This window comes from Streptomyces sp. NPDC033177 (assembly GCF_055577715.1).
The window spans coordinates 1,081,547-1,104,278 of the sequence record NZ_JBVIPS010000002.1; the positions used below are offsets into that span (position 1 = coordinate 1,081,547).

13 protein-coding genes are annotated in these 22,732 nt (G+C 72.1%); 6 read left to right on the forward strand and 7 right to left on the reverse strand.

The features are described 5' to 3' along the window. The first annotated feature begins 42 nt into the window (after window positions 1-42). From ACZ5U5_RS10910 to ACZ5U5_RS10935, 6 genes are all read left to right on the forward strand, one after another. Window positions 43-3,246 (forward strand): FHA domain-containing protein, encoded by a 3,204-nt coding sequence (locus ACZ5U5_RS10910; protein WP_469019158.1) that lies wholly within the window; start codon window positions 43-45, stop codon window positions 3,244-3,246. Window positions 3,247-3,420: 174 nt separating this feature from the next. After that, window positions 3,421-4,815: an ABC transporter substrate-binding protein gene (locus ACZ5U5_RS10915; RefSeq protein ID WP_469019161.1), complete on the forward strand. Its 1,395-nt coding sequence runs from the start codon at window positions 3,421-3,423 to the stop codon at window positions 4,813-4,815. A 73-nt stretch (window positions 4,816-4,888) separates the two neighbouring features. Next, window positions 4,889-6,169 (forward strand): carbohydrate ABC transporter permease, encoded by a 1,281-nt coding sequence (locus tag ACZ5U5_RS10920; RefSeq protein ID WP_469019431.1) that lies wholly within the window; start codon window positions 4,889-4,891, stop codon window positions 6,167-6,169. After that, complete coding sequence (locus ACZ5U5_RS10925) at window positions 6,166-7,047, forward strand: carbohydrate ABC transporter permease (RefSeq protein ID WP_469019164.1); 882 nt, start codon at window positions 6,166-6,168, stop codon at window positions 7,045-7,047. The genes ACZ5U5_RS10920 and ACZ5U5_RS10925 overlap by 4 nt, the downstream gene beginning before the upstream one ends. A gap of 162 nt (window positions 7,048-7,209) precedes the next feature. Continuing rightward, window positions 7,210-9,459 (forward strand): bifunctional glycosyltransferase/CDP-glycerol:glycerophosphate glycerophosphotransferase, encoded by a 2,250-nt coding sequence (locus ACZ5U5_RS10930; RefSeq protein ID WP_469019168.1) that lies wholly within the window; start codon window positions 7,210-7,212, stop codon window positions 9,457-9,459. Between the two features lie 41 nt (window positions 9,460-9,500). Further along, window positions 9,501-10,382 carry a class I SAM-dependent methyltransferase gene (locus tag ACZ5U5_RS10935; protein WP_469019171.1) on the forward strand — a complete coding sequence of 294 codons (882 nt, stop codon included), beginning with the start codon at window positions 9,501-9,503 and terminating at the stop codon, window positions 10,380-10,382. 8 nt (window positions 10,383-10,390) lie between these two features. Here the strand turns inward: ACZ5U5_RS10935 and ACZ5U5_RS10940 are convergent, their stop codons facing one another. From ACZ5U5_RS10940 to ACZ5U5_RS10970, 7 genes are all read right to left on the reverse strand, one after another. After that, the gene (locus ACZ5U5_RS10940) at window positions 10,391-11,572 is read right to left on the reverse strand and encodes a glycosyltransferase (protein ID WP_469019173.1); all 1,182 of its coding nucleotides are present in this window, start codon (window positions 11,570-11,572) and stop codon (window positions 10,391-10,393) included. Further along, window positions 11,569-14,391, reverse strand: coding sequence for a bifunctional glycosyltransferase/CDP-glycerol:glycerophosphate glycerophosphotransferase (locus ACZ5U5_RS10945; RefSeq protein ID WP_469019176.1), 2,823 nt, complete (start codon window positions 14,389-14,391; stop codon window positions 11,569-11,571). Before ACZ5U5_RS10945 ends, ACZ5U5_RS10940 begins: the two co-directional genes overlap by 4 nt. After that, on the reverse strand, window positions 14,388-17,882 hold the full coding sequence (locus ACZ5U5_RS10950) for a bifunctional glycosyltransferase/CDP-glycerol:glycerophosphate glycerophosphotransferase (RefSeq protein WP_469019179.1): 3,495 nt from the start codon (window positions 17,880-17,882) through the stop codon (window positions 14,388-14,390). Before ACZ5U5_RS10950 ends, ACZ5U5_RS10945 begins: the two co-directional genes overlap by 4 nt. 187 nt (window positions 17,883-18,069) lie before the next feature. Beyond that, on the reverse strand, window positions 18,070-18,888 hold the full coding sequence (locus ACZ5U5_RS10955; protein ID WP_469019182.1) for a TylF/MycF/NovP-related O-methyltransferase: 819 nt from the start codon (window positions 18,886-18,888) through the stop codon (window positions 18,070-18,072). 55 nt (window positions 18,889-18,943) lie between these two features. Next, complete coding sequence (locus tag ACZ5U5_RS10960; RefSeq protein WP_469019185.1) at window positions 18,944-19,684, reverse strand: class I SAM-dependent methyltransferase; 741 nt, start codon at window positions 19,682-19,684, stop codon at window positions 18,944-18,946. Between the two features lie 52 nt (window positions 19,685-19,736). Continuing rightward, entirely contained in the window at window positions 19,737-20,900 is a 1,164-nt protein-coding gene (locus tag ACZ5U5_RS10965) for an acyltransferase family protein (RefSeq protein WP_469019189.1), read from the reverse strand. Next, the gene (locus ACZ5U5_RS10970) at window positions 20,897-22,630 is read right to left on the reverse strand and encodes a hypothetical protein (RefSeq protein ID WP_469019191.1); all 1,734 of its coding nucleotides are present in this window, start codon (window positions 22,628-22,630) and stop codon (window positions 20,897-20,899) included. The genes ACZ5U5_RS10965 and ACZ5U5_RS10970 overlap by 4 nt, the downstream gene beginning before the upstream one ends. Between the last annotated feature and the right edge of the window lie 102 nt (window positions 22,631-22,732).

The window sequence follows — 22,732 nt, forward strand, 5'->3', positions numbered from 1 at the left end:
CCCCGTGCCCGGCGGCAAGGGCAGAAGGGACCGCTGACGGCGATGCAGATCCGGCTGACCGTCCTCGGGCCGCGCAGCGGCCAGACCGCCGAGCCCCATGGCCGCCTCGCCGCGCCGCGCGGCGCCTGTGACGTGCTGGTCACCGCCCCCGCGGGGACCGCTCTGGCCACCGTCGCCTCCGGTCTCGCCGCCGCCGTCGCGGGCGGCGAAGGACCCGTCGTCCTGTACGCGGAGTCGGAGCGTCTGGACGCCCAGCGCTGCACCCTCGGGGAGCCCCCGCTGATAGACGGGGCGGTGCTCTCCCTCGGCTCCCCCGCGGAGCCCGGGCCCGAACTCGCCGGAGCCGCCGCCCAGTTGCATGTGGTCGCGGGGCCCGACGCGGGCGGTGTGCACCTCCTGCACGGCGGCCAGATCCGCGTCGGCCGCTCGGCGGACGCGGACGTCCCGCTGGACGACCCTGACGTCTCGCGGCTGCACTGCGCGGTGACACTCACCCCGGACGGCCAGGTCACCGTCACGGACCTGGGGTCCACGAACGGCACGACGGTGGACGGCCACGAGATCACCGACCGCCCGGTGCGCCTGACCCCCGGCTCCCTGCTGCGGCTCGGCGAATCCGCGCTGCGGTTCACCGCCGGGGACGGCACGGGCGGCGCGCTGCCGACGGCTCCGGACGGCGAAGGGCACGTGCGCGTGCGAGTCACCGCGAGCGCCGAGGCCCCGCACAGCGCGCCCCCCGAAGCGGGCCGCACGCCCGCGGACGGCACCCGTCACGCGTACGGCTCCGCGGGCTGGGGCGCCGCGGGCGAAGGCGGGCAGGGCGATCAGAGCGGTCAAGGCGCGACCCACGGGGCGTTCGGCCAGACGTCCCTCACCGATGCGGCGCACGTGCCGCAAGTGCCGCATCAGGGCGGCGCCCCCGACGCCGAGTACACCCGCGTCGGCACCCCCTTGCGCGGGACGCCCGTGCCGCGCGCGCTCCGCAAGCGGGGCGGCCTCTCGGCCTGGGCCCGGCGGCTGACGGGCGCCCGCGACGACGAGTACGGCCCCGCGGGCCACGAGGACGACGCGTACGGGACGGGGAGCGAAGCCCCGTTCCCCGCACCGGCGGCCCCCACCCCGGAGGATCTCGCGATGGCCGCCGCCGCGCGGACCCCGGAGTCCTGGCCCGACCCCGCAGCCCTGCTGCTCACGGCGCTCGGCCCCGGTCCCCGGCTCTGGGAGCGCGGGCCAGGCCACCCCGAGGCGCTCGCGGTCCGGCTCGGCACTGTGGACCGCGCGACCCCCGACGAGCGTGGCCTGCTGCCCGCCGTCCCCGTGACGGTCAGCCTGCGCGAGGCGGGCGCGCTCGGCCTCGCGGGACCGCGCGAGCGGCTCGCGGGCCTCACCCGTGCCGTCGTCGCCCAGCTCGCTGCGCTGCACTCCCCCGACGCCCTGGAGATCGTGCTGCTCAGCACGGACCGGGCACGGCCCGCGCCGGAGCGCACCGCCGAGTGGTCCTGGCTCGGCTGGCTCCCGCACCTGCGGCCCACCCACGGCCAGGACTGCCGCCTCCTCCTGGCCTACGACCGCGAGCAGGCGGCCGCGCGCACCGGAGAGCTGCTGCGCCGCCTGGACGACCACGTGGCGGACCGGGCGTCCGCCAGCGCCGCCACCGCCACCGCCGACGACGACGAGGTCAGCGCCGCCGCGAGCACCCCGGACGCCGGGCCCCGCACCGTCGTCGTGGTGGACGGCGATCCCGGGTCGGCCGGGCTGCGCGAAGCCGTGGTGCGGCTGACGCGGGAAGGTGCCGGTGCCGGCATCCATGTCGTCTGCCTTGCGGAGACCCCCGCCGCGTCGCCCGCCTCCCCGGTGACGGCCACGTACGAAGCCGCGTGCTCCGTGTCGCCCGCCTTCCGCGCCTGTGGTGCCGTCGCGCTGCTCAGCGGCGACGTGGCCACCGCGCTGCGGCTGCTGCGGGCCGTGGACGGCCGCCTTGCGGGGCACGGGACGGTCGCCGCGGTGGACGCGGTGTCAGAGGCCTGGGCCGAGCGGTTCGCCCGTGCCCTCGCGCCATTCCGCACGGACGGGGCGCACGGCGACGGGCACGCGCGTGTGTCCGCTCCTCTGCCTCAAATGGCGCGGCTCCTGGACGAGTTGGGCCTCGCCCGCGCCACCCCCGCGTCCCTGATGGCGCGGTGGGCCGCTGCCGCCGATGACGCCGAGGCGCTGGGCGGGCGCGCCTGGACGGTGCTCGGCGCGGGCCCGCGCGGACCCGTGGTCGTGGACCTCGCCACCGAGGGACCGCATGTCCTGGCCGAGGGCCCTTCGGGCAGCGGGCGTACGGAACTGCTGCGATCCGTCGCCGCCTCGCTGGCCGCGGCCGAGCGCCCGGACCGTCTCGGCATGGTCCTGATCGACGGACGCGACACCACGGGAAGCGCAGGCAGCGGCACGAACGGCGGGAACGTCCGGCTGGTCGAGGGCCTCGCGGTCTGTACGGACCTGCCGCACGTCACGACACATCTCGCCGCCAACGACCCCGTCCGCATGCGGGAGTTCGCCCAGTCGCTGACCGCCGAGCTGAAGCGGCGTGCCGAACTCCTGGGGCGGCTCGGGTTCGCCGAGTGGCACACACAGGCGCCCGCGCCTCAAGCCGGCGGGGGTGGTGCGGCTGATCTCGACCCGCCGCCGAGTTCCACGATGCGGCTGCGGCCCGTCGCCGCCCGCAAGGGGATCGAGCCGGGGCCTCCGCTGCCTCGGCTCGTCGTGCTCGTGGACGACTTCGACGCGCTGCTCTCCCCCGCGCTCGGGTCCCCGGGGCGGCCTGCCGCGGGCTCCGTCGTGCGGGCGCTCGAAGCCGTGGCCCGGGACGGGGAGCGGCTCGGGGTGCATCTGGTCGCCACCACCGCGGGTGGTGAGCGGATGGCGGAGACGGAGCTGGGGCGTCGGGCGACGCTGCGGATCGTCCTTGACGCCGTCACCCCGGGGCCGGAGGAACCCGCCCCGGGCCGGGGCGAGCTGCGTACGGCCGACGGCCGGGTGAGCCCCTTCCAGGCGGGCCGGGTCACGGGACGCATTCCTCGTACGTCCACGGTGCGGCCCACGGTCGTCCCGCTGGAGTGGGAGCGGATGGGCGATCCTCCGGCCCGGCGCCCGGTGCGTGAACTGGGCAACGGGCCAACGGACTTGGCGCTCCTGGCCAGTGCGCTTGAGCGGGCCGCCCGCTCCGTCGCGGCGGATCAGGTGCCTTCCCTCCTCTAGTTCCGCACCGCCTGCGCGTCAGCTGCGCACCTCACCGGGGACCAGGTCTCATGACGGCACGTCACAACGCCATCACGATCAGCTGGTTGACACTGTTTGCGCTCTTGCCGCCCCTCCCTGCCCGGGCGTAGACAGACCGCACGGGACTCGCCATGGCAGAGAAACGGGGCAGTGATGCGCAGCAGTCTTCGAACACGCAGGGCACCGCACCACCGGCGTACCACCGCCAAAGTCGCCGCGGCCTTCGTCGCGGGCGCGCTCGCGCTCACCGTCACCGCGTGCGGCGGCGACGGTGACGACGACGGGGACAGCGGCGACAAAGGCGGCGGCAAGGAGAGCGCCGCCGCGGTGAAACTGCCCAAGCTGGACGGGCAGACCGTCTCCGTGGCCGCCGTCTGGGGCGGCTCCGAACGCAAGGTCTTCCTCAAGGTCCTCGACGAGTTCGAGAAGCGGACCGGGGCCGAGGTCACCTTCGTACCGGCGCAGGACCCCATCATCAGCTTCCTGGAGTCGAAGGTCGCGGGCGGTCAGCCGCCGGACGTGGCGATGCTGCCGCAGGTCGGCGCGATCGAGCAGGCCGTGAAGAACAAGTGGGCCAAGCCGGTCGGGCCCGAGGCGCAGAAGCAGCTGGAGAAGAACTACGCGCAGGGCTGGCAGGACCTCGGGGCCGTCGACGACAAGCAGTACGGCGTGTACTTCAAGGCCGCCAACAAGTCCCTGGTCTGGTACAACACCCAGGTCTTCGACAACGCGGGCGCCAAGGAGGCCAAGACCTGGGACGACTTCATGAAGACGGCCCAGACCGTGTACGACTCCGGCGTGCCGCCGGTCTCCGTGGCGGGCGCGGACGGCTGGACGCTCACCGACTGGTTCGAGAACATCTACCTCTCGCAGGCGGGCCCGGAGAAGTACGACGACCTCGCCGAGCACGAGATCAAGTGGACGGACCCCTCCGTGAAGGAGGCGCTGACCACGCTCGGTGAACTCTTCGGCAAGAAGGGCTTCGTCGCGGGCGGCGCGAACGGCGCGCTGCAGACCGAGTTCCCCGCCTCCGTGAAGCAGACGTTCACCGGCGGCGACCAGCCGAAGGCGGGCATGGTCTTCGAGGGTGACATGGTCTCCCTGCCGATCTCGGAGACGAAGGCCGAAGTCGGCACGGACGCCAAGGTGTTCCCGTTCCCGGCGGTCGGTGACGAGTCCCCCGCGGTCGTCGGCGGCGACGCCGCCGTGGCGCTGAAGGACAGCAAGGGTGCGCAGGCGCTGCTGACCTTCCTCGCCTCGCCGGACTCGGCCAAGATCTGGGCGGAGGCGGGCGGCTTCGTCTCGCCGAACAAGGAGCTCGATCTGGCGGCGTACCCGAACGACGTGCAGCGGGACATCGCCAAGGCGCTGATCGCGGCCGGTGACGACATCCGCTTCGACATGTCCGACCAGGCCCCGCAGGCCTTCGGCGGCACGCCCGGCAAGGGCGAGTGGAAGGCGCTGCAGGACTTCCTGAAGAACCCGAAGGACGTCGCGGGCACTCAGAAGGCGCTGGAGACGGCCGCCGCCGCGGCCTACAAGGACTGACGCGGTGGCGTCCGCGAACGCCGGGGGCACGCCGAGTGTGGCGCTGCCCCCGGCTCCCAAGCCGCGCAAGAGCGTGACGGGCACGCGCAAGGGCGTGGCGGTGCTGTTCCTGGCACCGGCGCTCGTGCTGCTCGGCGCGCTCGTCCTCTACCCCATCGGGTACTCGGTCTTCCGCAGCTTCTTCGACAAGTCGGGCGACTTCACGGCGTTCGGCAACTACACGACCCTGTTCACGGACAACACCATCCTCACCGCGATCAAGAACAACGCGGTCTGGGTGGTGGTCGCCCCGACGGTCGCGACGGGTCTCGGCCTGATCTTCGCCGTGCTCACCGAACGGATCCGCTGGGGCACAGCGTTCAAGCTGGTCATCTTCATGCCGATGGCGATCTCGATGCTCGCGGCCGGCATCATCTTCCGGCTCGTCTACGAGTCGGACCCCGACCGGGGCGTCGCCAACGCCATCGCCGTGACCGCGCACGACACCTTCGCCGAGTCGTCCGCCTTCCCGCAGGCGCACCCCAGTACGGAGTCGCCGCTGAAGTCGGCGAGCGGCGGCGCCTTCATCACGCGGAAGCCGGTCAGCGCGGGCACTCCGGTGATGCTCCCGCTGACCGGTGTCGCGCCGGACAACATGCCGGACGACGCCAAGTCCGCCGCGGCCGCGAAGCCGGACCCCGACAAGGTCACAGGAACGGCCTGGCAGGACTTCACGCGCGGCAAGGGCAGGGGCGAGATGAACGCCCCGGACAAGGCCGAGTTCGGCTACCCCGGGATCAAGGTCGAAGCCGTCAAGAACGGCAAGGTGGTGGCATCGGCCGAGGCCGCGGCGGACGGCACCTTCGCCCTCCCCAAGGAGGCCGACGGGGCCCAACTCCGCTTCCCGGCATCGAACTTCCGCGAGCCGTACAACGGCGTGGACTGGCTCGGCCCCTCCCTCATCACGCCCGCGGTCATCGGCTCGTACCTGTGGATCTGGGTGGGCTTCGCGATGGTCCTGATCGCGGCCGGCCTGGCCAGCGTCCCGCGTGAACTCCTGGAGGCCGCCCGCGTGGACGGCGCCAACGAGTGGCAGGTGTTCCGCAGGATCACCGTGCCGATCCTCGCGCCCGTGCTCGCGGTGGTGGCGGTCACGCTCATGATCAACGTACTGAAGATCTTCGACCTGATCTTCATCATCGCGCCGAACTCCTCGAAGGACGACGCGAACGTCCTGGCGCTCCAGCTCTACAACTCCGCGTTCCTCGACAAGGATTCGGGGGTGGCGAGCGCGATCGCCGTGCTCCTCTTCCTCCTCGTGATCCCGGTGATGCTCTTCAATGTCAGGCGACTTCGGCGGGAGGCTCGGCGATGACCACCCAAGTCGAAGTGGTGAAGGCGAAGCAGTCGCTCGGGGGGCGGGTGGCCTCCGTCCTGAGCGGGACCGCCGTACGCGTCTTCCTCACCGTCGTCGCGCTCTTCTGGCTGGTGCCGACGGTCGGTCTGCTGCTCGGCTCGCTGCGCAGCTCGGCCGACATGGCGGAGAGCGGCTGGTGGAAGGTCTTCTCCACGCCGTCGCAGATGACGCTGGACAACTACACGAACCTCCTCAAGGACGAGACGATCACCGACTCGATCCTGTCCAGCATCATGATCACCGTCCCGGCGACCCTGCTCGTCGTGATCATCGGGTCCCTCGCCGGATACGCCTTCGCCTGGATGGAGTTCCCGGGCCGCGACTGGTGGTTCATCGGCGTCGTCGGGCTGCTCGTGGTGCCCGTGCAGGTGGCGCTGCTTCCGGTGTCGAAGATCTTCGGCGCGATCGGCATCTTCGAGACGACGATCGGCGTGGTCGTCTTCCACGTGGCCTTCGGACTGCCGTTCGCGATCTTCCTCCTGCGCAACTTCTTCGCGGAGATCCCGCGCGAACTCCTGGAGGCCGCGCGCCTGGACGGAGCCGGCGAACTGCGGCTCTTCTTCCGGGTCGTGATGCCGCTCGGCGCGCCCGCGATCGCATCGCTCGGCATCTTCCAGTTCCTCTGGGTCTGGAACGACATGCTGATCGCGCTGATCTTCGCCGACTCCCAGAGCCCGCCGATCACGGTCGCGCTCCAGCAACAGGTGCGGTCCTTCGGCGACAACGTGCAGATCCTGGCACCGGGCGCGTTCATCTCGATGGTGATCCCGCTGGCCGTGTTCTTCGCGTTCCAGCGGCAGTTCGTGTCCGGCGTGATGGCGGGTGCGGTGAAGTAGCCGACCACGAGCCGACACAGGCACTTGCGTTCGACGAGTGAGGCGGGCCCCGCGCCGGGTCCGCCTCACTCGCGTCGTCCCCCGTATGCCGCATACGACGTAACCCGACCGGACGTCCGGGCGTTTTCGGGCAGTATGCCCGCGTCTACCCATGGATGTGCCTTGCCCCGGTTCAGTGTCATCGTTCCCGTGTACAAGGTGCAGGCATATCTGCATGCATGCCTCGAATCCGTACTCGAGCAATCGTTCACGGATCTTGAGCTGATCGTGGTCGACGATGCCTCCCCCGACGCGTGCGGCGCCCTCATCGACGAATGCGCGGCCCACGACACCCGGGTGAAAGCCGTCCACCTCAAGGAGAACGTCGGCCTGGGCCGGGCCCGCAACGCCGGCATGAAGCACGCGAGCGGCGACTACCTCATCTTCCTCGACAGCGACGACACCCTCACCCCGGACTCCCTCCACGCGATCTCCGACCGCCTCAAGGAGACGGACGAACCCGACGTCCTGCTCTACGACTACGCACGTGTGTTCTGGTCGGGCGAAACCGTGCGCAACCAGTTCGCGAGCGTGCTCAGGGAGGAGGGCCGGGCCCCGTTCCGGCTGATCGACCGACCCGGCCTGCTACGCCTCCTGATGGTCGCCTGGAACAAGGCATACCGCCGCGACTTCATCGAACGCGAGGCCCTGGCCTTCCCGCCCGGACTCTACGAGGACACGCCCTGGACCTATCCGGTCCTGATGAAGGCGGACACGATCGCCACCCTCGACCGGGTCTGCGTGCACTACACGCAGCGCCGCAGGGGCAGCATCCTGCGCACCACGACCCGCAGACACTTCGAGATCTTCGACCAGTACGAGCGGGTCTTCGCGTTCCTCGACGAGCACCCGGAGCTCTCGGCGGCCTGGCGGCCCGTCCTCTTCCGGCGGATGATCGACCACTACTCGACGGTCTTCACCAAGCACGACCGGCTGCCGCGCGGCAGCCGCGCCGCGTTCCTGCGCAAGGCCCGCACCCACTACCGCCGTTACCGCGTCCCCGGCACCCGCCCACGCGCCAGCACCCGCGTGCGGCACGGCCTGGTCCGCCTCGGCACGCACCGCACCTACCGCGTCCTGTGGACGGCGCTGCGGGTCAGGTCGAGGGCCAAGCGGTACGTGGCGAGAACGCGGCGCCGAGCCAAGGGCGCCGTGTTGCAACTGCACTACCGCGTCCAGCTGCGCCTGCCGCTGCGCGCCGACCGCGCGGTCTTCTCCTCGTACTGGGGCCGTGGCTACGGCTGCAACCCCGGCGCCCTGGAGGCCGCGCTGCGCGAGCACGCCCCGCACGTGCGCACCGCCTGGATCGCGGACCCGGCCCACCACCACACCCTGCCGACGGCCACCCGCAGGCTGCGCCCCGGCACGGCCGCGTACTGGAGCGCCCTCGCGCGCTCCAAGTACCTCGTCAACAACGTCAACTTCGACCGCAGGCTCGTCAAGCGCCCCGGCCAGATCATGATCCAGACCCAGCACGGCACACCCCTGAAGCTGATGGGCCTCGACCTCCAGGACCGGCCGGCCGCCGCCCGGGACATGGACTTCGGCGCCCTCCTGCGCAACGCCGACAAATGGGATTACGTCCTGTCCTCGAACCGCCACTCCACGCTGGTCTGGGAGCGCGTCTACCCCGCCTCGTTCACCACGCTCGAGTACGGCTATCCGCGCAACGACATCTACCAGCGGGCGAGCTCCGCCGACGTGGCCCGCGTGCGCGAGTCCCTCGGCATCCCGCACGACGCCGTCGCCATCCTCTACGCGCCCACCCTGCGCGACTACCGCCACTCGCAGCTGCGCTCCCTCGATCTGGAGCGGCTGCTGCGAAGCCTCGGCCCCCGCTTCGTCGTCCTGACCCGCGCCCACCACTCGTACGGGGAGCCCCTGGCGCCCTCGTCGGACCGCCTGATCGACGTGTCGGACCACCCCAGCGTCGAGTCCCTCTGCCTGGCCTCCGACGCCCTGGTCACGGACTACTCGTCGCTGATGTTCGACTACGTCAACCTCGACCGCCCCGTCGTCCTGCACGCCACCGACTGGGAGGCGTACGAGGCGGCCCGCGGCACCTACTTCGACGTGCGCGCGTTCCCGCCCGGCGCGATCGCCCGCAGTGAGGACGAACTCACCGACATCTTCGCCACCGGCCACTGGCGCGGATCGCGCTCGGCCCAGCTGCGCGCCGCCTTCCGAAACCGCTTCTGCGTGTACGACGACGGTCGGGCCGCTGAACGGGTTGTGAGGCATGTGGTGCTCGGGGAGACAGGGGGTCTACCGTCTGTGGCGCCACTTGCGGACCGGCACCCGGCGCCGGCCGCGGGGGTGGCCGACGAGCCGCTGCCGCGGGTCGACGCCGCCCCGCCCGCTCCGCGTTTCTAGCCCCCCGCACCGTCCTCCTTCCCCCATCCCCGGGACCAGACATGCGACACGCTTCCGCCAACACCGGCCGGCTTCCGCGTCCGCGCCGGCTCTCCGACGTGAAGGGGTGGTTCCACCCGGTCGACCAAGTGCTCTTCGACTGGATCCTGAGCCGCCAGCGCGACCACGAGCAGCGGGGTGATCTGCTGGAGCTCGGCGCGTACATGGGCAAGAGCGCCATCTTCATGGGCGGGTATCTGCGGGCCGACGAGACCTTCACCGTCTGCGACCTCTTCGACTCGCCCGCCCCCGACGAAGCCAACTCCGCCGAGATGGGCCGCTCGTACGCCACGCTGACGCGCCGTGCCTTCGAGGCCAACTACGGCGCGTTCCACGACGGTCTGCCGCGGATCGTCCAGGAGCCGTCGTCGGGGATCACCGCGCACGTGGCGGCGGACAGCTGCCGCTTCGTGCACATCGACGCCTCGCATCTGTACGAGCACGTCCACGCGGACATCGCCGCCGCCGAGGAGGTGCTCGGGCAGGACGGGATCGTCGTGCTCGACGACTTCCGCGCCGAACACTGTCCGGGTGTGGCCGCGGCGACCTGGGGCGCGGTGGCGAGCTCTGGGCTCAAACCGCTGTGCATCACGGCCACCAAGTTCTATGGCACGTGGGGGAGTTACGACGCGATCCACGCCGATCTCGCCACGTTCCTGAAGGGGCGGGACGACATGTGGCACGGCGCCGAGGAGGTCGCGGGCTTCCCGATGATCCGGATCAGCGGCAAGAAGGCGAGGTCGCCCGAGCACCCGGTGTCACGCCACGCGGACGAGGAGGTTCCCGAACTGCCGGACAAGGCGCCCCAGCCGGCCGCGGCAGGAGCCGGGGGCCGGGCCAGGGGCCTGCTGTCGTCGCTGCTCGCCCGCTCGGGCCGTTCTTGACGGCGGTGTCACCGCTCGAGGAGCTCGAACAGCTCCTCCCATCGCTCAAGGACCCGCGCCTCGGAGAACCGCTGCACGTTCCTGCGGGCCCGCTCCCCCATCGCGTCCCGCAGCCGCGGGTTGCCGGTGAGGCGCAGGAGGCGGTCGGCGAGGGCCTCGATGTCACCGGCGGGGGCGAGCAGGCCGTCCTCGCCGTGGCGCACGATCTCGCGGACGCCGGGCGCGCAGTCGAAGGCCGCGCACGGCACCGCGCTGGCCATCGCCTCCATCAGGGCCAGCGGGAAGCCCTCGCCGCGGGACGACTGCACGAAGAGGGAGCTCTCGGCGAGCACGCCGGGCACATCGCTGGTGCGGCCGCGCCACTGGACCGAACCGTCGAGGCCCAGGCGCGTGCACTGCCGCCTGAGGCCGGCCTCGTCCGCTCCGGCGCCGTAGATCCGCAGCGTCCAGTCGGGGCGGTGCGGGGCCACGAGCGCCCAGGTGTCGACGAGCATGTCGACGCCCTTCTGGTCGGCGAGCCTGCCGATGCTGCAGACCACCTTGCCCTCGCGCCGTGAGGGCACTTCGGGGAGGTGGGCCAGGGCGTTGGGCATCGCGCCGACGTTGTGCATGCCGTCGGTGATCCAGTCGTCGGCATCCTCTTGGGTGAGCGCGAGCCAGCGGTCCACCGAGGGATAGCTGCGCTTGACGGCGCGGTAACGGTGGCAGGCGCGGGTGTAGGCGTACGACTCGTGGCTCATGCCGATGATGCGCAGGCCCGCGGTGTCCGCCTCCCTGATCCACTCCATCGGCCAGACCTGCGTGACGATGGCGACCGCTCCGGGACGCGCGGCACGGAAGAGCTCGGAGAGCCGGTCGACGGTGCGGCGCTTGGCGGTGACCCGGGCCGCCTCGCGGCGGCGCGCCACCACGTTGAGGCGGCCGAGGCCGCGCGCCGGGCGCGGGCTCGCGGGATGCTCGTCGTAGAGGCTGGTCACGGGGTAGCCGCGGTCGTCGGGGAGCGCGAGTTTCAGCTCGGCCTCGTGGACGCCGATGACGTGCACCCGGTGGCCGTTGCCCTGGAAGAGCCTGGCCATCTGGTGGGCCCACGCGGTGACGCCGCCGAGTTCGTCGACGGTGTTCGCCACGAGGAAGAGGTCGCGGCTCTTCGTCGGGGCCACGATCCTGTTGGTCGCGATCGTCGTGGTCATGCCCCGCCCCTCTGCTCCGTGTCTCCTGCCTGCTCCCCCGACCGTTTCCCGAAGAGCGTGTCCACCACGTCGGCCGCGGCCCGCCCCTGGTCGTACGCGCCGAACCGCGCGGCGAACGCCCGCCGGGGCCCGGCCCACGAGGCGTCGGCCTGCTTCAGCGTGGCGAGCACGCGCAGCAGCTCGTCCTGCGTCTCCACGACGGGCCCGCCCGCGTCGTCCCGCAGCGCGAAGTAACTGCCACGCTCGGCCGCGTACGCGTCGAGGTCCGGCGCGAAGTGCACCAGCGGCCGGTTCAGAAGCGCGAAGTCGAACATGATCGACGAGTAGTCCGTCACCAGGACGTCGGCGAGGCAGAGCAGCTCGCTCACGTCGTGGTGCGCCGAGACGTCGACGACGGTGCCCGGCGGGCAGATCGGCAGGTCGGCCGTCTCCGAGTAGTGGGCGCGCACCAGGAGGACATGGGTGTCGCCGAAGCGGGCGGCGAACTTGCGCACGTCGAGCGGCAGTTGGACCGGCTTGTTGTTCTTGGGCAGCCCGCGGAACGTCGGCGCGTACAGGACCACCGTCTTGTGGTCGGGGATGCCCAGGTCGGCGGCCACGGACGGGCGGGGGAAGCGGCCCGACGCCTCGTCGCGGGCGCGCGCCGCGACCAGGCGGTCGTTGCGCGGGTAGCCGCAGCGCAGCAGCCGGTCATCGGGGATGCCGTAGGCGCGGGCGAGGGTGTGCACGTCGTGTTCGGAGCGCACCAGGAAATGGTCGAAGCGGTCGACGGCCTGCCGCAGGTGTTCACGCTGCGGGGCGTTCTGCGTCTTCAGGCGCGCCTCGTCGAAGCCCATGCGCTTGTACGCGGAGCCGTGCCAGGTCTGCAGATACGTGGTGTGGCGCGGCTTGTCCAGGGCGTGCGGGAAGCCCTGGTTGTCGATCCAGAACTCGGCGCGGGCCAGGGCCCACAGATACCGCCAAGACCAACGGCGCACCAGGCGGGCGGAGTCGGGGTAGCCGTCGGCCGAAGTGGCGTACGCCCAGGTGCAGCGCAGCCGCAGCCCCCGGTCGACGATCTCCTGGTGGATCGCGCGCGGGCTGTCTCCGTAGCACCTGCCCATGTGGCTCTCGAAGACGACCGAGCCCTTGCTGACGGGGAGGCGCCGCAGCACCCGGCGGTAGACGCGCAGCTTGACCCCCTTGCCGCTGAGCCCGTCCCACCGCTTGCGCAGGGCACGCAGCCTGAGCCGCAGTTTGCGCGCGGGCCGGAAGTGGGTGGCGTAGTGCAGTGCCGCGCGCAGCGTGCGGGCGGCACGATGGCGGGGCATGAGGCGCAGCTCCAGTGTGTTCGCACCGGTGACGGTGACGCCTTGGCCCTGCCCCACGGTCTCCGGTTCGGCGACGAGTTCGGTGGTCATGTCCTGGCCCTCGGCGGAGAGTTGGAGCCGCGGATCCCATGCGCGGTCGCCGACACCGAGATCCCGCAGCCGGGCGGTGAGGACCACGGTGGCCCGCCAGAGGACCGCGCCGCCGTCGTAGTGCACCTCGTCCACGGGTACGCGGAAGCCGCGCCGCCCCGTGCCGTGTGCCCGCACGTCGAGCCAGGCGGTGAGCGGCGGCCGGTCGGGCGCCAGGCCGCCGGGGAGTACGACCCGGCCTTCGAGGACCGCCTTGCCCGCCTCGACGTCGCACCTGGTGAGGCGGTTCAGGAGGCGTACCTCCGTCAACTCCTGGTGCTGGTGGCCGAGTTCCGTGACGTCGAGCAACTCTCGTACGCGCGGGTCGTCGAGGCCGTCCGCGCGCCAGTAGACCTTCCCCTCCCGCTCGGTCAGCTCCGAGACGACGGTGCCGGGCCGCGCGAGCGCGTACGCCGCCGCGAGGACGCCGTCCGTGTCGCCGTCCGCGAGCAGCCGTACGCACACGCGCTCCACGGGGGCGAGGGCGTCCAGGGCGCGCACGTCCACGCGGCCTTGGAGGTGCGGGGCGGTCCCGTCGGTGGCGCGGCGCCGCTCATCGGCGGTGAGCTGGGGGAACGTACGGGCACAGGGCAGCACGTGGTCGACGAGGAAGGACCGCTCGCGCCGGTCGGCCAGGTCGAGGCGGCCCAGGCTCACCAGGAGTCCGGCGACACGGGCGTTGGCGGCGGCGAGCGCGGGGGTCTCGCGCTCGGGCGCGGACGGTGCGCGGTGGGTGGTGATCAGGTTCGGGACGAGGGTGAGCACGCGGGCCCCGAGGGCGGCCTCGACGCCGAAGAGGACCTCGCTGTGGTCGAGGTCCTGCGCGTACCGGAGCCGCAACCGGTCAAGGACGTCACCGCGGACGCAGAATCCGGTGACCAGCGAGTCCCTGGTGATGAGTTCGGGGGCGTCGGAGAGGTTCTCGATCCTCCGTGTCCTGGCGTGCAGCGGGGCCTGCCAGCCGGGCCCGCGCTCCTTCTTGCCGCTGCCGCCCGTGAGCCGCGTCCAGCGTCCCGCCACCAGGTCGGCCCCGGTGGAGCGCGCGGCGTCGAAGAGGTTGCGGCAGGCGTGCTGCTCCAGGAGTTCGCCGTCGCCGAGCACGATGACGTACCGCCCGCGTGCCGCGTCGAGCCCGAGGTTGCGCGCGGCGGCGACCGGCAGCTCACCGTCGGCGCGGACCAGGCGTACCCGGTGCGGCTGGTCGGCGGCGAGCTCCCGTGCCGCGTCGCGGGCGGGGCCGTCCGCGCCGGGGTCGACGACAACCGCCTCGACGTTGGCCATCGTCTGGTCGAGCACGGACCGCACCGACTGCCGCAGCGCCTCGGCGTCCGTGCCGGCGACCACGACGCAGCTGACGTCGTGCAGGTCGGGCGTGCTCATGCGCGGCCTCCTTCGAGCAGGGCGTCCGCCACTCCCGCTGCCGCGTTCCCGTCGTCCAGGTCGCAGAAGACCTCGCGGAACCTGTCGTACTTGTCGGCGTACGCGGCGGTGGCCGCCAGCGGGTCGCGCAGCGCGGCGATCACCTCGTCGCTCGTGGCGAGCAGCGGGCCGGGTGCCTGCGCCTCGAAGTCGAAGTAGAAGCCGCGCAGGGTGTCGCGGTAGTGGTCGAGGTCGTGGGTGTGGAAGAGCATCGGGCGCCCGGTCTGCGCGAAGTCGAACATCAGGGACGAGTAGTCCGTCACCAGGACGTCGCTGATCAGGAGCAGTTCGCTGACGTCGGGGTGGCGTGTGACGTCGCGGACGAAGTCCGAGCCGGGGACGGTGCCGCCGACGAGGTAGTGCCTGCGCACCAGGAGCACCGTGTCGTCGCCGACGGCGCGCTCGGCTGCGCCGAGGTCGAGTGGGAGGTCGAGGGCGTAGCGGCCCGCCTGCTTGGGCTGGTTCTCGCGCCAGGTGGGCGCGTACAGGACGACGCGTCTGTCCTCCGGGATGCCGAGCCGTTCGCGTACGGAGGCGGCGACCTTCGCGCGGTCGGCGGCGTGCAGCAGGTCGTTGCGCGGATAGCCGCGTTCCAGGACCTCGCCGGTGTAGCCGAAGGCGCCGCGCAGGAGTGGCGTCGAGAAGCGGTTGGGGGAGACCAGCAGGCTCCACTGGTCGGCACGTCCCGGCAGGGTCGCCATGTAGGCGCGGTCCGCGGAGGCGTGACCCGCGAGGTCGCGGCCGATGCGCTTGAGCGGGGTGCCGTGCCAGGTCTGGACGACGTACTGGCCGTCGGCACGCTCGAACCATTCGGGCAGCTGGGTGTTGGTCACGATGTACCGGCAGCGGGCGAGGGCCTCATGCCACTCGGCGCTCCACAGGGCGAGCGGCGTGGCGCTCTCGGGCAGCGCCACCTGCTGGTCGCGGACCACCCACAGGTGCTCCAACTCGACGCCTCTGGCGACCAGTTCCTCGTGTACGGCGCGGGGCGAGTCGGAGTACTGCCGTCCGTCGAAGCTGCAGTACAGGACGGCGTCGCGCAGCGGTCCGCCGCGCCGGGCCGCGTACTCCTCGCGCAGTTTGCGCTGGCGCGGGCCGCCCCGGTCGGCGACGGGGAGGGAAGAGCCCGCGCGCAGGTGGAGGCCGTCGTGGGCGTGGCGCTTCAGGCTGATCTCGCGGCCGGACCTGGTGCGCACGAGGGGCAGTTCGCGGCCCTTGCCCGGGGCCACGCACACGGCGGTGTACTGCTCGGGGTCGCTCTCACCGGGCGCGCGCAGGAAGAGGTTCCAGCGTCCCTCGGCGAGCGGCAGGGTCCCTCCGGGTCCGGGCACGGCCTCGGGCCGCAGCGCCGCGGTGAACCGCCCGCCCTCGATCCGCACCGGCACCACGGCCTCGTCGCCGTGGCCCGCGTGCACGAGGACCAGCTCCCCGGCGCGGGTCCGGGCGTCGGGGTGGCTGCCCTCGACGATCAGCTCGTCGTCCCAGGTCACGGTGTCGGCGAGCGGCCGCACGGTCTGGTCGCGCAGCTCCAGGTTTCCCGACGCGTTGGCGAGGACGAGGAGTTCACGCCCCGGGAGGAGGGCGTACCGCCCGGCCGGCACGTCGGGGCAGGTGGCGAGCGGTGTGCGGTCGCCGCCCTCTCGGATCACCGAGACGCCCCACGGGTCGGCTTCGCGCGGCTCGCCGGTGCGCTCGTCCTCGGCGGCGTGGAAGAGGCCGAGCGGTACGTCGGCGCTGAAGTCGCGGCCGTTGACCAGAGCGGGGACGTGGTGCGTCTCCTTGGTGGCCCAGTTCTCCACCCGCAGGGTGTCGACGCCCTGGGACTCCCCCGGCGCGAGCCGCCCGTGCAGCCGTACGGTGCCGCCGCAGCCCTCGTGCGTGACGAGCCGCGCCGCCACCCGCTCCGTGCGCAGCCTCAGCCGCCCCTTGCTGACGGTGACGGCCACCCGCAGGAACTCCTCCAGATACCGCACGGGAAGCCGCGGCGGGCTGCTCGTCCTGACCGGCCCGGTGCGCGGCAGGAGGGCGCTGACCACGCCCATCTCCAGCTTCCAGGTGGTGCTGCGCCGCTTGGTGACGGTCCTGCGGGGGTCGATGACCGTCTCGAACCCCGACCGGTCGTAGCTGTGCAGGCCCTGTCTGGAGCGGTACGTCGCCTCGCGCGCCCGCACCGTGCGCAGCTTCAGCGGCAGGACGCGCCGCCGCCCGGCCCGCAGCCAGACGACCCTGGCGCGCGCCCCGACCCGTCCCGCGGGCAGGTTGGGGATGTAGGCGTAGCCCTTGAGCCGCAGCCTGCCCCGCTCGTCCCAGGCGATGTGCGTGAGCTGCGCGGAGAGCGGCAGATCGGAACGTTCCAGGGCGACGGTCTCGCGCGGCAGCCCCTTGATCCCGGGGTACTCGGCCCGGCGCCCGCGCAGGCCGCGGACCCGGAAGGCATCGGGGTTGGCCTTCTCGTACGCCATGAAGGTGAGCAGGTCGGTGACGCGGCGCCCGCGGATGAGCTGCCAGCGCACGCGCAGGGCGAGCGGCAGCGCCGCCAGGACCGCGGGGTCGACGGTGTCGGCGAAGGCGTTGGCCTGCTCCATGAAGACGTCGTGGTACGTGGAGTCGCCGTGCGGCAGGGCCTCCATGAACAGCCACAGGTCCCCGGCCAGCACCGTCGTGTCGTAGCGCCGCTTGGCCTCCGCGAGGATCTCCCCCCGCGGTGTGCCCGCCGTCTCGGCGGCCTTCGACGCGAGGAAACCGCTGGCCGCGAGAACGGCGGCGGTGCGGTCGCGGACGGCGCGGGGCTTGGCGCGGCGGGTGGTGATGGAGCCGTCGCGGTCGCGCCAGAGGTAGACGGGCTCCTTCAGTACGTCCACGGCCTCGGCGAGGAAGTGGGCGGGGACCATCACCGGGGTGTCCTCGAAGAGGACGCCCTCCGGGAAGGTGAGGGCGTGGCGGTCCCAGAAGTCCCTGCGGAAGACCTTGTTGCAGGCGATGCGGTCGCCGAGCAGCTCCCAGTCGCGGGTGACGTGCGTGCCGCTGCGGTCGCTCGCCATCATCTTGCGGAACATCGGCGACTGCTCGCTCCGGTCGCCGGAGCGCAGCCGGTGGACGTTGCCGGTGACGAAGTCGGAGCCCGACTTCTCCAGTGCTGCCAGCATCCGCTCGTACGCGTCCCGTGGCACGACGTCGTCGCTGTCGACGAACGTCAGGTACGTGCCCCGTGCCTCGCGCACCCCCGTGTTGCGGGCGGCCCCGAGCCCCGCATTCTCCTGCTCGACGAGACGGAATCTGGCGTCATCGGCGGCGAACTCGCGGGCGATGCGTGGGCTCCCGTCGGTCGACCCGTCGTTGACCATGACGACCTCGATGTCCGGCATGGTCTGCTCGGCCAGTGACCGCAGGCAAGGGGCGAGAAACTCCTCGACGTTGTAGACGGGGACGACGACGGCGAGTCGGGGTGTCATGCGCTGCGCACATTCCTTCCGGAGAGCTGACGGGCACGGCCGCGCGTCCTGCCGAGGGCCACTCGGATAACAACCACCGCCCTTCCGGGTCACCCGCACAGAGCCATTCGAGTGATCGCGCGAGCGGGCCCGGAACCCGGTGGCCGAAGCCGCCGGGCGCTGGGCCCGCTCACGTGCCGCCGCCCGGTCAGGGCTTCACGGCGATGCGTCCTTCGTCCATGCGCAGGAGCAGCAGCCGTTCGCCGGTCTTGTCCATGAACTCGTCGACCGCCTGGCGTGAGCCCTGCCAGTAGCCGTAGTCGTCGATGAGCAGGACGCCGCCGCTGACCAACCGCGCGTACAGGTGCTCCAGTTCGTGCTTGGTGGAGGCGTACCAGTCGGTGTCCAGGCGCAGGATCGAGATCTGCTCGGGTGCCTCGCGCGGGACGGTCTCCTCGACCATTCCCTTGACGTAGTGCACGCGCTCCTTTGGATACGGCACCTTCTCGAAGCCCGACTTGACGTCGTCGAGGGAGGCGACCGCCCAGATCGGACGGTCCTTGCCCTGGAGCTTGAGCAGCTCTTCGGCGGACTTGCCGTCGAGGCGGAGGTCCTCCTCGGTGGGCGGGGTCATGCCCTCGTAGGTGTCGAAGAGGTACAGGTCGCGCTCGGTGACACCGGCGGCGAGCAGCGCCTTTGCGCAGGCCTGCATCGAACCTCCGCGCCACACGCCGCACTCGACGATGCCGCCGGGGATGTCGTGCCGGACCACGTGCCGGGTCGCCAGGATGAAGGCGTTGAGCCGTTCTGGAGAGGTCATCGTGTACGGCTTCACCGCACGGATGATCTCCTTCGCCTCTTCGTCGTAGTCGGCGGGGAGGTTCAGGACCTTCGGCTTCGGCTTGGGTGCCGGAGCGGGCTTCGGCGCCGGGGCGGCCGCCGCTCGCTGGGCAGGCACCGGCCTGCGTGTCAGCTGATATCCGGTCAGTTGCTTCAGAGCGCCATTCACAGCGCGTCGCCATGCCATGGGAGCGGACAGTACGCGCCGAACATCCTGGATGTCACCTTTCGTCAACATGAAGTCATTTGACCTCACTTGTCGCCGAAACGGGCTGTTCGTCGGTCTCGCGCGGCGCCACCACCTTCGGCCTGCCGCAGTCGGCGCGGCCCTCGACGGGCTTGGGCAGCGGGACTCCGTCGACACCGCCGATCCTGTTCGCCCACCAGTTGGTCGTGCCGCGCACGAAGGCCATGGTGAGGGCCGGGTAGTTCTTGGGGCGCTGGAACACGCCGACGGAGTCACCCCAGTAGGCGTGCTTGGCGTCGATGCTTCCGTAGGCGTGGCGGATGCCGTTCATGGGCGGGAAGTCCGTGTACGCCTCGCGGAGTTCGAGCCGGGTGTAGGCGGCCAGGGCGCGGAACCCGTCGGGGTAGTAGCGCCAGCAGTCCTGCGCGTCGTGCACGTGGCCGCGCGAGGGCGCCGTCACGAAGGCGATGCCCTCCGGCTTCAGGACGCGGGCGATCTCCAGCATCGTCGCCCAGAAGAAGGGGATGTGCTCGAACGCCTGCCCGGAGATGACGAAGTCGGCGCTGCGGGACTTCACGGGGATGCGGTACGGCTTCGTCATCACCGCGTCGACGTTGCGGCCGTCGAGCACGTCGACGCCCACGTACTCCGTGTCGCGCCCTTCGAGCAGGGTCTTGTGGGTGCGGGTCTGCCCGTCGGAGACCCGGGCCCCGAGGTCGACCACCCGGTGACGCTTCCCCGCGGGCATGTACTGCTCCACACAGAGTTCCATCTGTTCGTACGCGGACTGGTGCACGTCTCCTCCTACACAGGGGCCTGAACCGGGATCTTCTCGACATCACGCCCGTTTAACGTGTACCGACACAGCTGCGCCAGCCGCGCGGAGTCCGCCGGGCGCACCACTTCCTCGCCGGTTCCTCGACGTACGTGTAGAGCGCCCAGGACAGGGCCGTCACCGCGACGCCGACGCCGAGCAGCGTGAACACCGCGACGTTCTCCGGCTGCGGGCGGCCGTAGGTGTCGATGATCAGCCGGTTGAGGGTCTGGTGGAGCAGATAGAAGGCATACGACCAGAGCCCGAGCAGCACCATCGGTCGCGAGCAGAGCCAGCCGCGGTGCCCGGACAGCTCACGCTGGACGTAGGCGGCGATGAACAGGACGGCGAAGAGCGCCGCGACCGACCGCAGGGCCCAGGTGAGCTGGCCCGCCGCGTACGGACCGAACAGTTCCGCGCGGTGGCTGTGGACGACGGCGTACGCGACGAAGCAGGCGAAGAGCACCGGCGGGCTGAGGCGGAGGCGGTGTCCGCGGCGCAGGGCCAGGGCGCAGGCCATGCCCACGCCGAACTCCGGGAGCCGGGTCACCGGGTGCCGCATGACCCACTCGCTGGCGAAGGGCGAAAGGTGGGTGGCCGTCCACCAGTTGAGCGCCCACATCGCGACGAGCCCGCCGACGGCGAGCAGGGCGAGGGTGCGGGTGCGCAGGCGCAGGACGTGGCGGATCGCGAGCGGGAAGAGGAGGTAGAAGAAGACCTCGACGCTGAGGGTCCAGGCGACGCCGTTGCCGGGGAACATCGGGGTGACGCCGGGGAACCACGTCTGCACCAGGAACAGCGAGGCGACGAAGCTGAGGGCGTCCGTCGGCACGCCTCCCCAGAGGTAGAAGACCCAGATGCAGGGGATGGTGGCGACCAGGTGGGCGGGCCAGATGCGGCCGAATCTGCGCCAGTAGAAGAGGCCGGCGCGGGCGCCGGGGCGGTGCCCCCAGGTGAGCAGGAAGCCGGAGAGCACGAAGAAGAAGTCGACGCCGGTCGCGCCAAGGCGCGAGTACGGGAAGAGCAGCGGCGCGTGGGCGACGCCGCCGTACGCACTGAGCCCGGTGAAGTGGTGCACGAACACCGCGAAGGCGGCGAGGAAACGCATCCCGGTGAGGGAGTCGACCCGGGACTCGGGGGCGACGGGGGTGGCCGGTGCGGGGCGGGTCCGGGTCTGGCGCGGGAGAGCAGTCGTCATGCCGGGGCCCCCTCGCCCGCGCGCAGGGCGGGGCCGCAGCCCGCCGGGCGCATCTCGGCGACCATGGTGTCCAGGACCGGGCCCACGCGTGCGCGGAGTGCGGTGATCCGGGCCGGGTCGCGCACCGCTGCCACCCGGACGTAGTCGCCGCCGTTGCCCTCGCGGTAGATCGGGACGTAGCCCGCGGCGGCCAGACGGGGCTCGGTCAGGCCCGACTTGGCGGTCCAGGCGGCGTGCACGTGGAGCAGTTCGGGGCGTACCTCGTCCAGCAGGTAGCGGCGCAGGGCGGGCGTGTCGCGGGCCGCGTACGCGTCGGCCACGCGGCGGTCGGTCAGGCCCGCGACGTCCACGACCCGCAGCCGCGAGGTCAGCAGGGTGCCGCCGAGGTCGGGCAGGGCGACGGTGGCGTCTCGCAGGCCCAGATACGCGGCGTACGCGTTGAAGGTGTGTCCGTAGCGCTCGGCGACGAAGCACATGGACAGGGTCGGGCGGTCGACGAACCTGCCGTTCTGCGCGGCCTGTCCGGTGACCGAGAGCAGCAGGGCGCCCGCGAGCGCGCAGCCGACGAGGGCACGCGCGCGGGTCTGTTCCGCGCGCCAGACGGTGGCCGCGGCCAGCGCGAGCGCCGTCGCGGCGAGCACCCACACCGGGGTCGCGAAGCGGTACAGGGCCATCCAGTCGCGCCCGAGCACGCCGTACGCCAGGAGGGTGAGGGCCAGCGGGACGAGCAGCGCGGCCAGGGCCCTGCGGGACGGCCCGGGGCGGGCGAGCGCGATGCCGGCGCAGGCCGCGCCGATCAGGGCGAGCGCCCAGCCGCCGTACGTCAACAGCTCGCCGGTGGCGGCGAGTTGACCGAGCCGCGGGGGTTGCTGCGCTTTGGCCACCGCCGTGTTCGGGACCCAGAGGCCGAAGGTCGCGCGACGCCACAGCAGGAACGCCGCGTACGGCAGCGCGAAGGTGCCGCAGCTCAGCGCCACCGCCCGCGCGGCCCGCGCGAGGTGGGCCTTGCGCAGGAACAGCAGGGCGGTGACCGGGTAGGCCGCGGCGAGCACCGCGCCGTCCGGGCGGGTCAGCGCGGCGAGCAGGGCGATGGCCCCCGCGGTCGCGGCGACGGCGGGCCGCAGCAGGGTGCCGCGCACGGCCGCCCGGACGAGCAGGGCGCCGGTCGCGGCGGCCGTCAGCACGTACAGCGGATTTTCGAGCCCCGAGAAGGACCACGCCACGTACGACAGGTTCGCGGCGAGGACGGCGCCGGTCAGCAGCGTCACGGCCCAGGCGCGGCCCGGCAGCACGGCCCGCGCCGTCACGGCCACGCAGGCGAGGACGCCCGCCGTGCAGAGCAGCGCCAGGGCCTTGGGGTAGAGCACCAGGTCGCTGACGCCGAGGAGCGCGCCGTGGTCGAAGAGGCCGAGCCTGCGGCCGGCGACGAGCAGGGCGAGCCAGGAGGGGTTGGAGTAGCCCTCGACGGGGTCGGCGCCCGGCTGCTGCACGGGGCCGAGGCCCTCGTCGATGCTCCGGGCGTAGGCGAAGGTGATCGCCGCGTCGTCCACGATCCACTGGCCGAGCGCGCTGGCACGCCAGGCGATGAGCAGGGTCGCGAGGGCCACGGCCGCGGGGTCGGCCCAGCGGCGGAGGGCGGCGGCGGTCGACTTGCGGGCCGAGGACGGGGTTTCGGCCGGTGGTGCGGAGGGTTCTTTGCGGCGCTGGAACTGCGCGAGGGGACTGATCATTAAGGGGCTAACTTACACATATCGCCCTAAGTCACTCTCGCGTCCGCCACGCGGGTGACCCGTACGCGGCCTCACCCTGCCCTGGGGCGAGCAACGGGCAAA

Coding starts and splice junctions, on each gene's coding strand:
- ACZ5U5_RS10910 (WP_469019158.1), top strand. CDS start 43: ATGCAGATCCGGCTGACCGTCCTCGGGCCGCGCAGCGGCCAGACCGCC.
- ACZ5U5_RS10915 (WP_469019161.1), top strand. CDS start 3,421: ATGCGCAGCAGTCTTCGAACACGCAGGGCACCGCACCACCGGCGTACC.
- ACZ5U5_RS10925 (WP_469019164.1), top strand. CDS start 6,166: ATGACCACCCAAGTCGAAGTGGTGAAGGCGAAGCAGTCGCTCGGGGGG.
- ACZ5U5_RS10935 (WP_469019171.1), top strand. CDS start 9,501: ATGCGACACGCTTCCGCCAACACCGGCCGGCTTCCGCGTCCGCGCCGG.
- ACZ5U5_RS10940 (WP_469019173.1), bottom strand. CDS start 11,572: ATGACCACGACGATCGCGACCAACAGGATCGTGGCCCCGACGAAGAGC.
- ACZ5U5_RS10945 (WP_469019176.1), bottom strand. CDS start 14,391: ATGAGCACGCCCGACCTGCACGACGTCAGCTGCGTCGTGGTCGCCGGC.
- ACZ5U5_RS10950 (WP_469019179.1), bottom strand. CDS start 17,882: ATGACACCCCGACTCGCCGTCGTCGTCCCCGTCTACAACGTCGAGGAG.
- ACZ5U5_RS10955 (WP_469019182.1), bottom strand. CDS start 18,888: ATGGCATGGCGACGCGCTGTGAATGGCGCTCTGAAGCAACTGACCGGA.
- ACZ5U5_RS10965 (WP_469019189.1), bottom strand. CDS start 20,900: ATGACGACTGCTCTCCCGCGCCAGACCCGGACCCGCCCCGCACCGGCC.
- ACZ5U5_RS10970 (WP_469019191.1), bottom strand. CDS start 22,630: ATGATCAGTCCCCTCGCGCAGTTCCAGCGCCGCAAAGAACCCTCCGCA.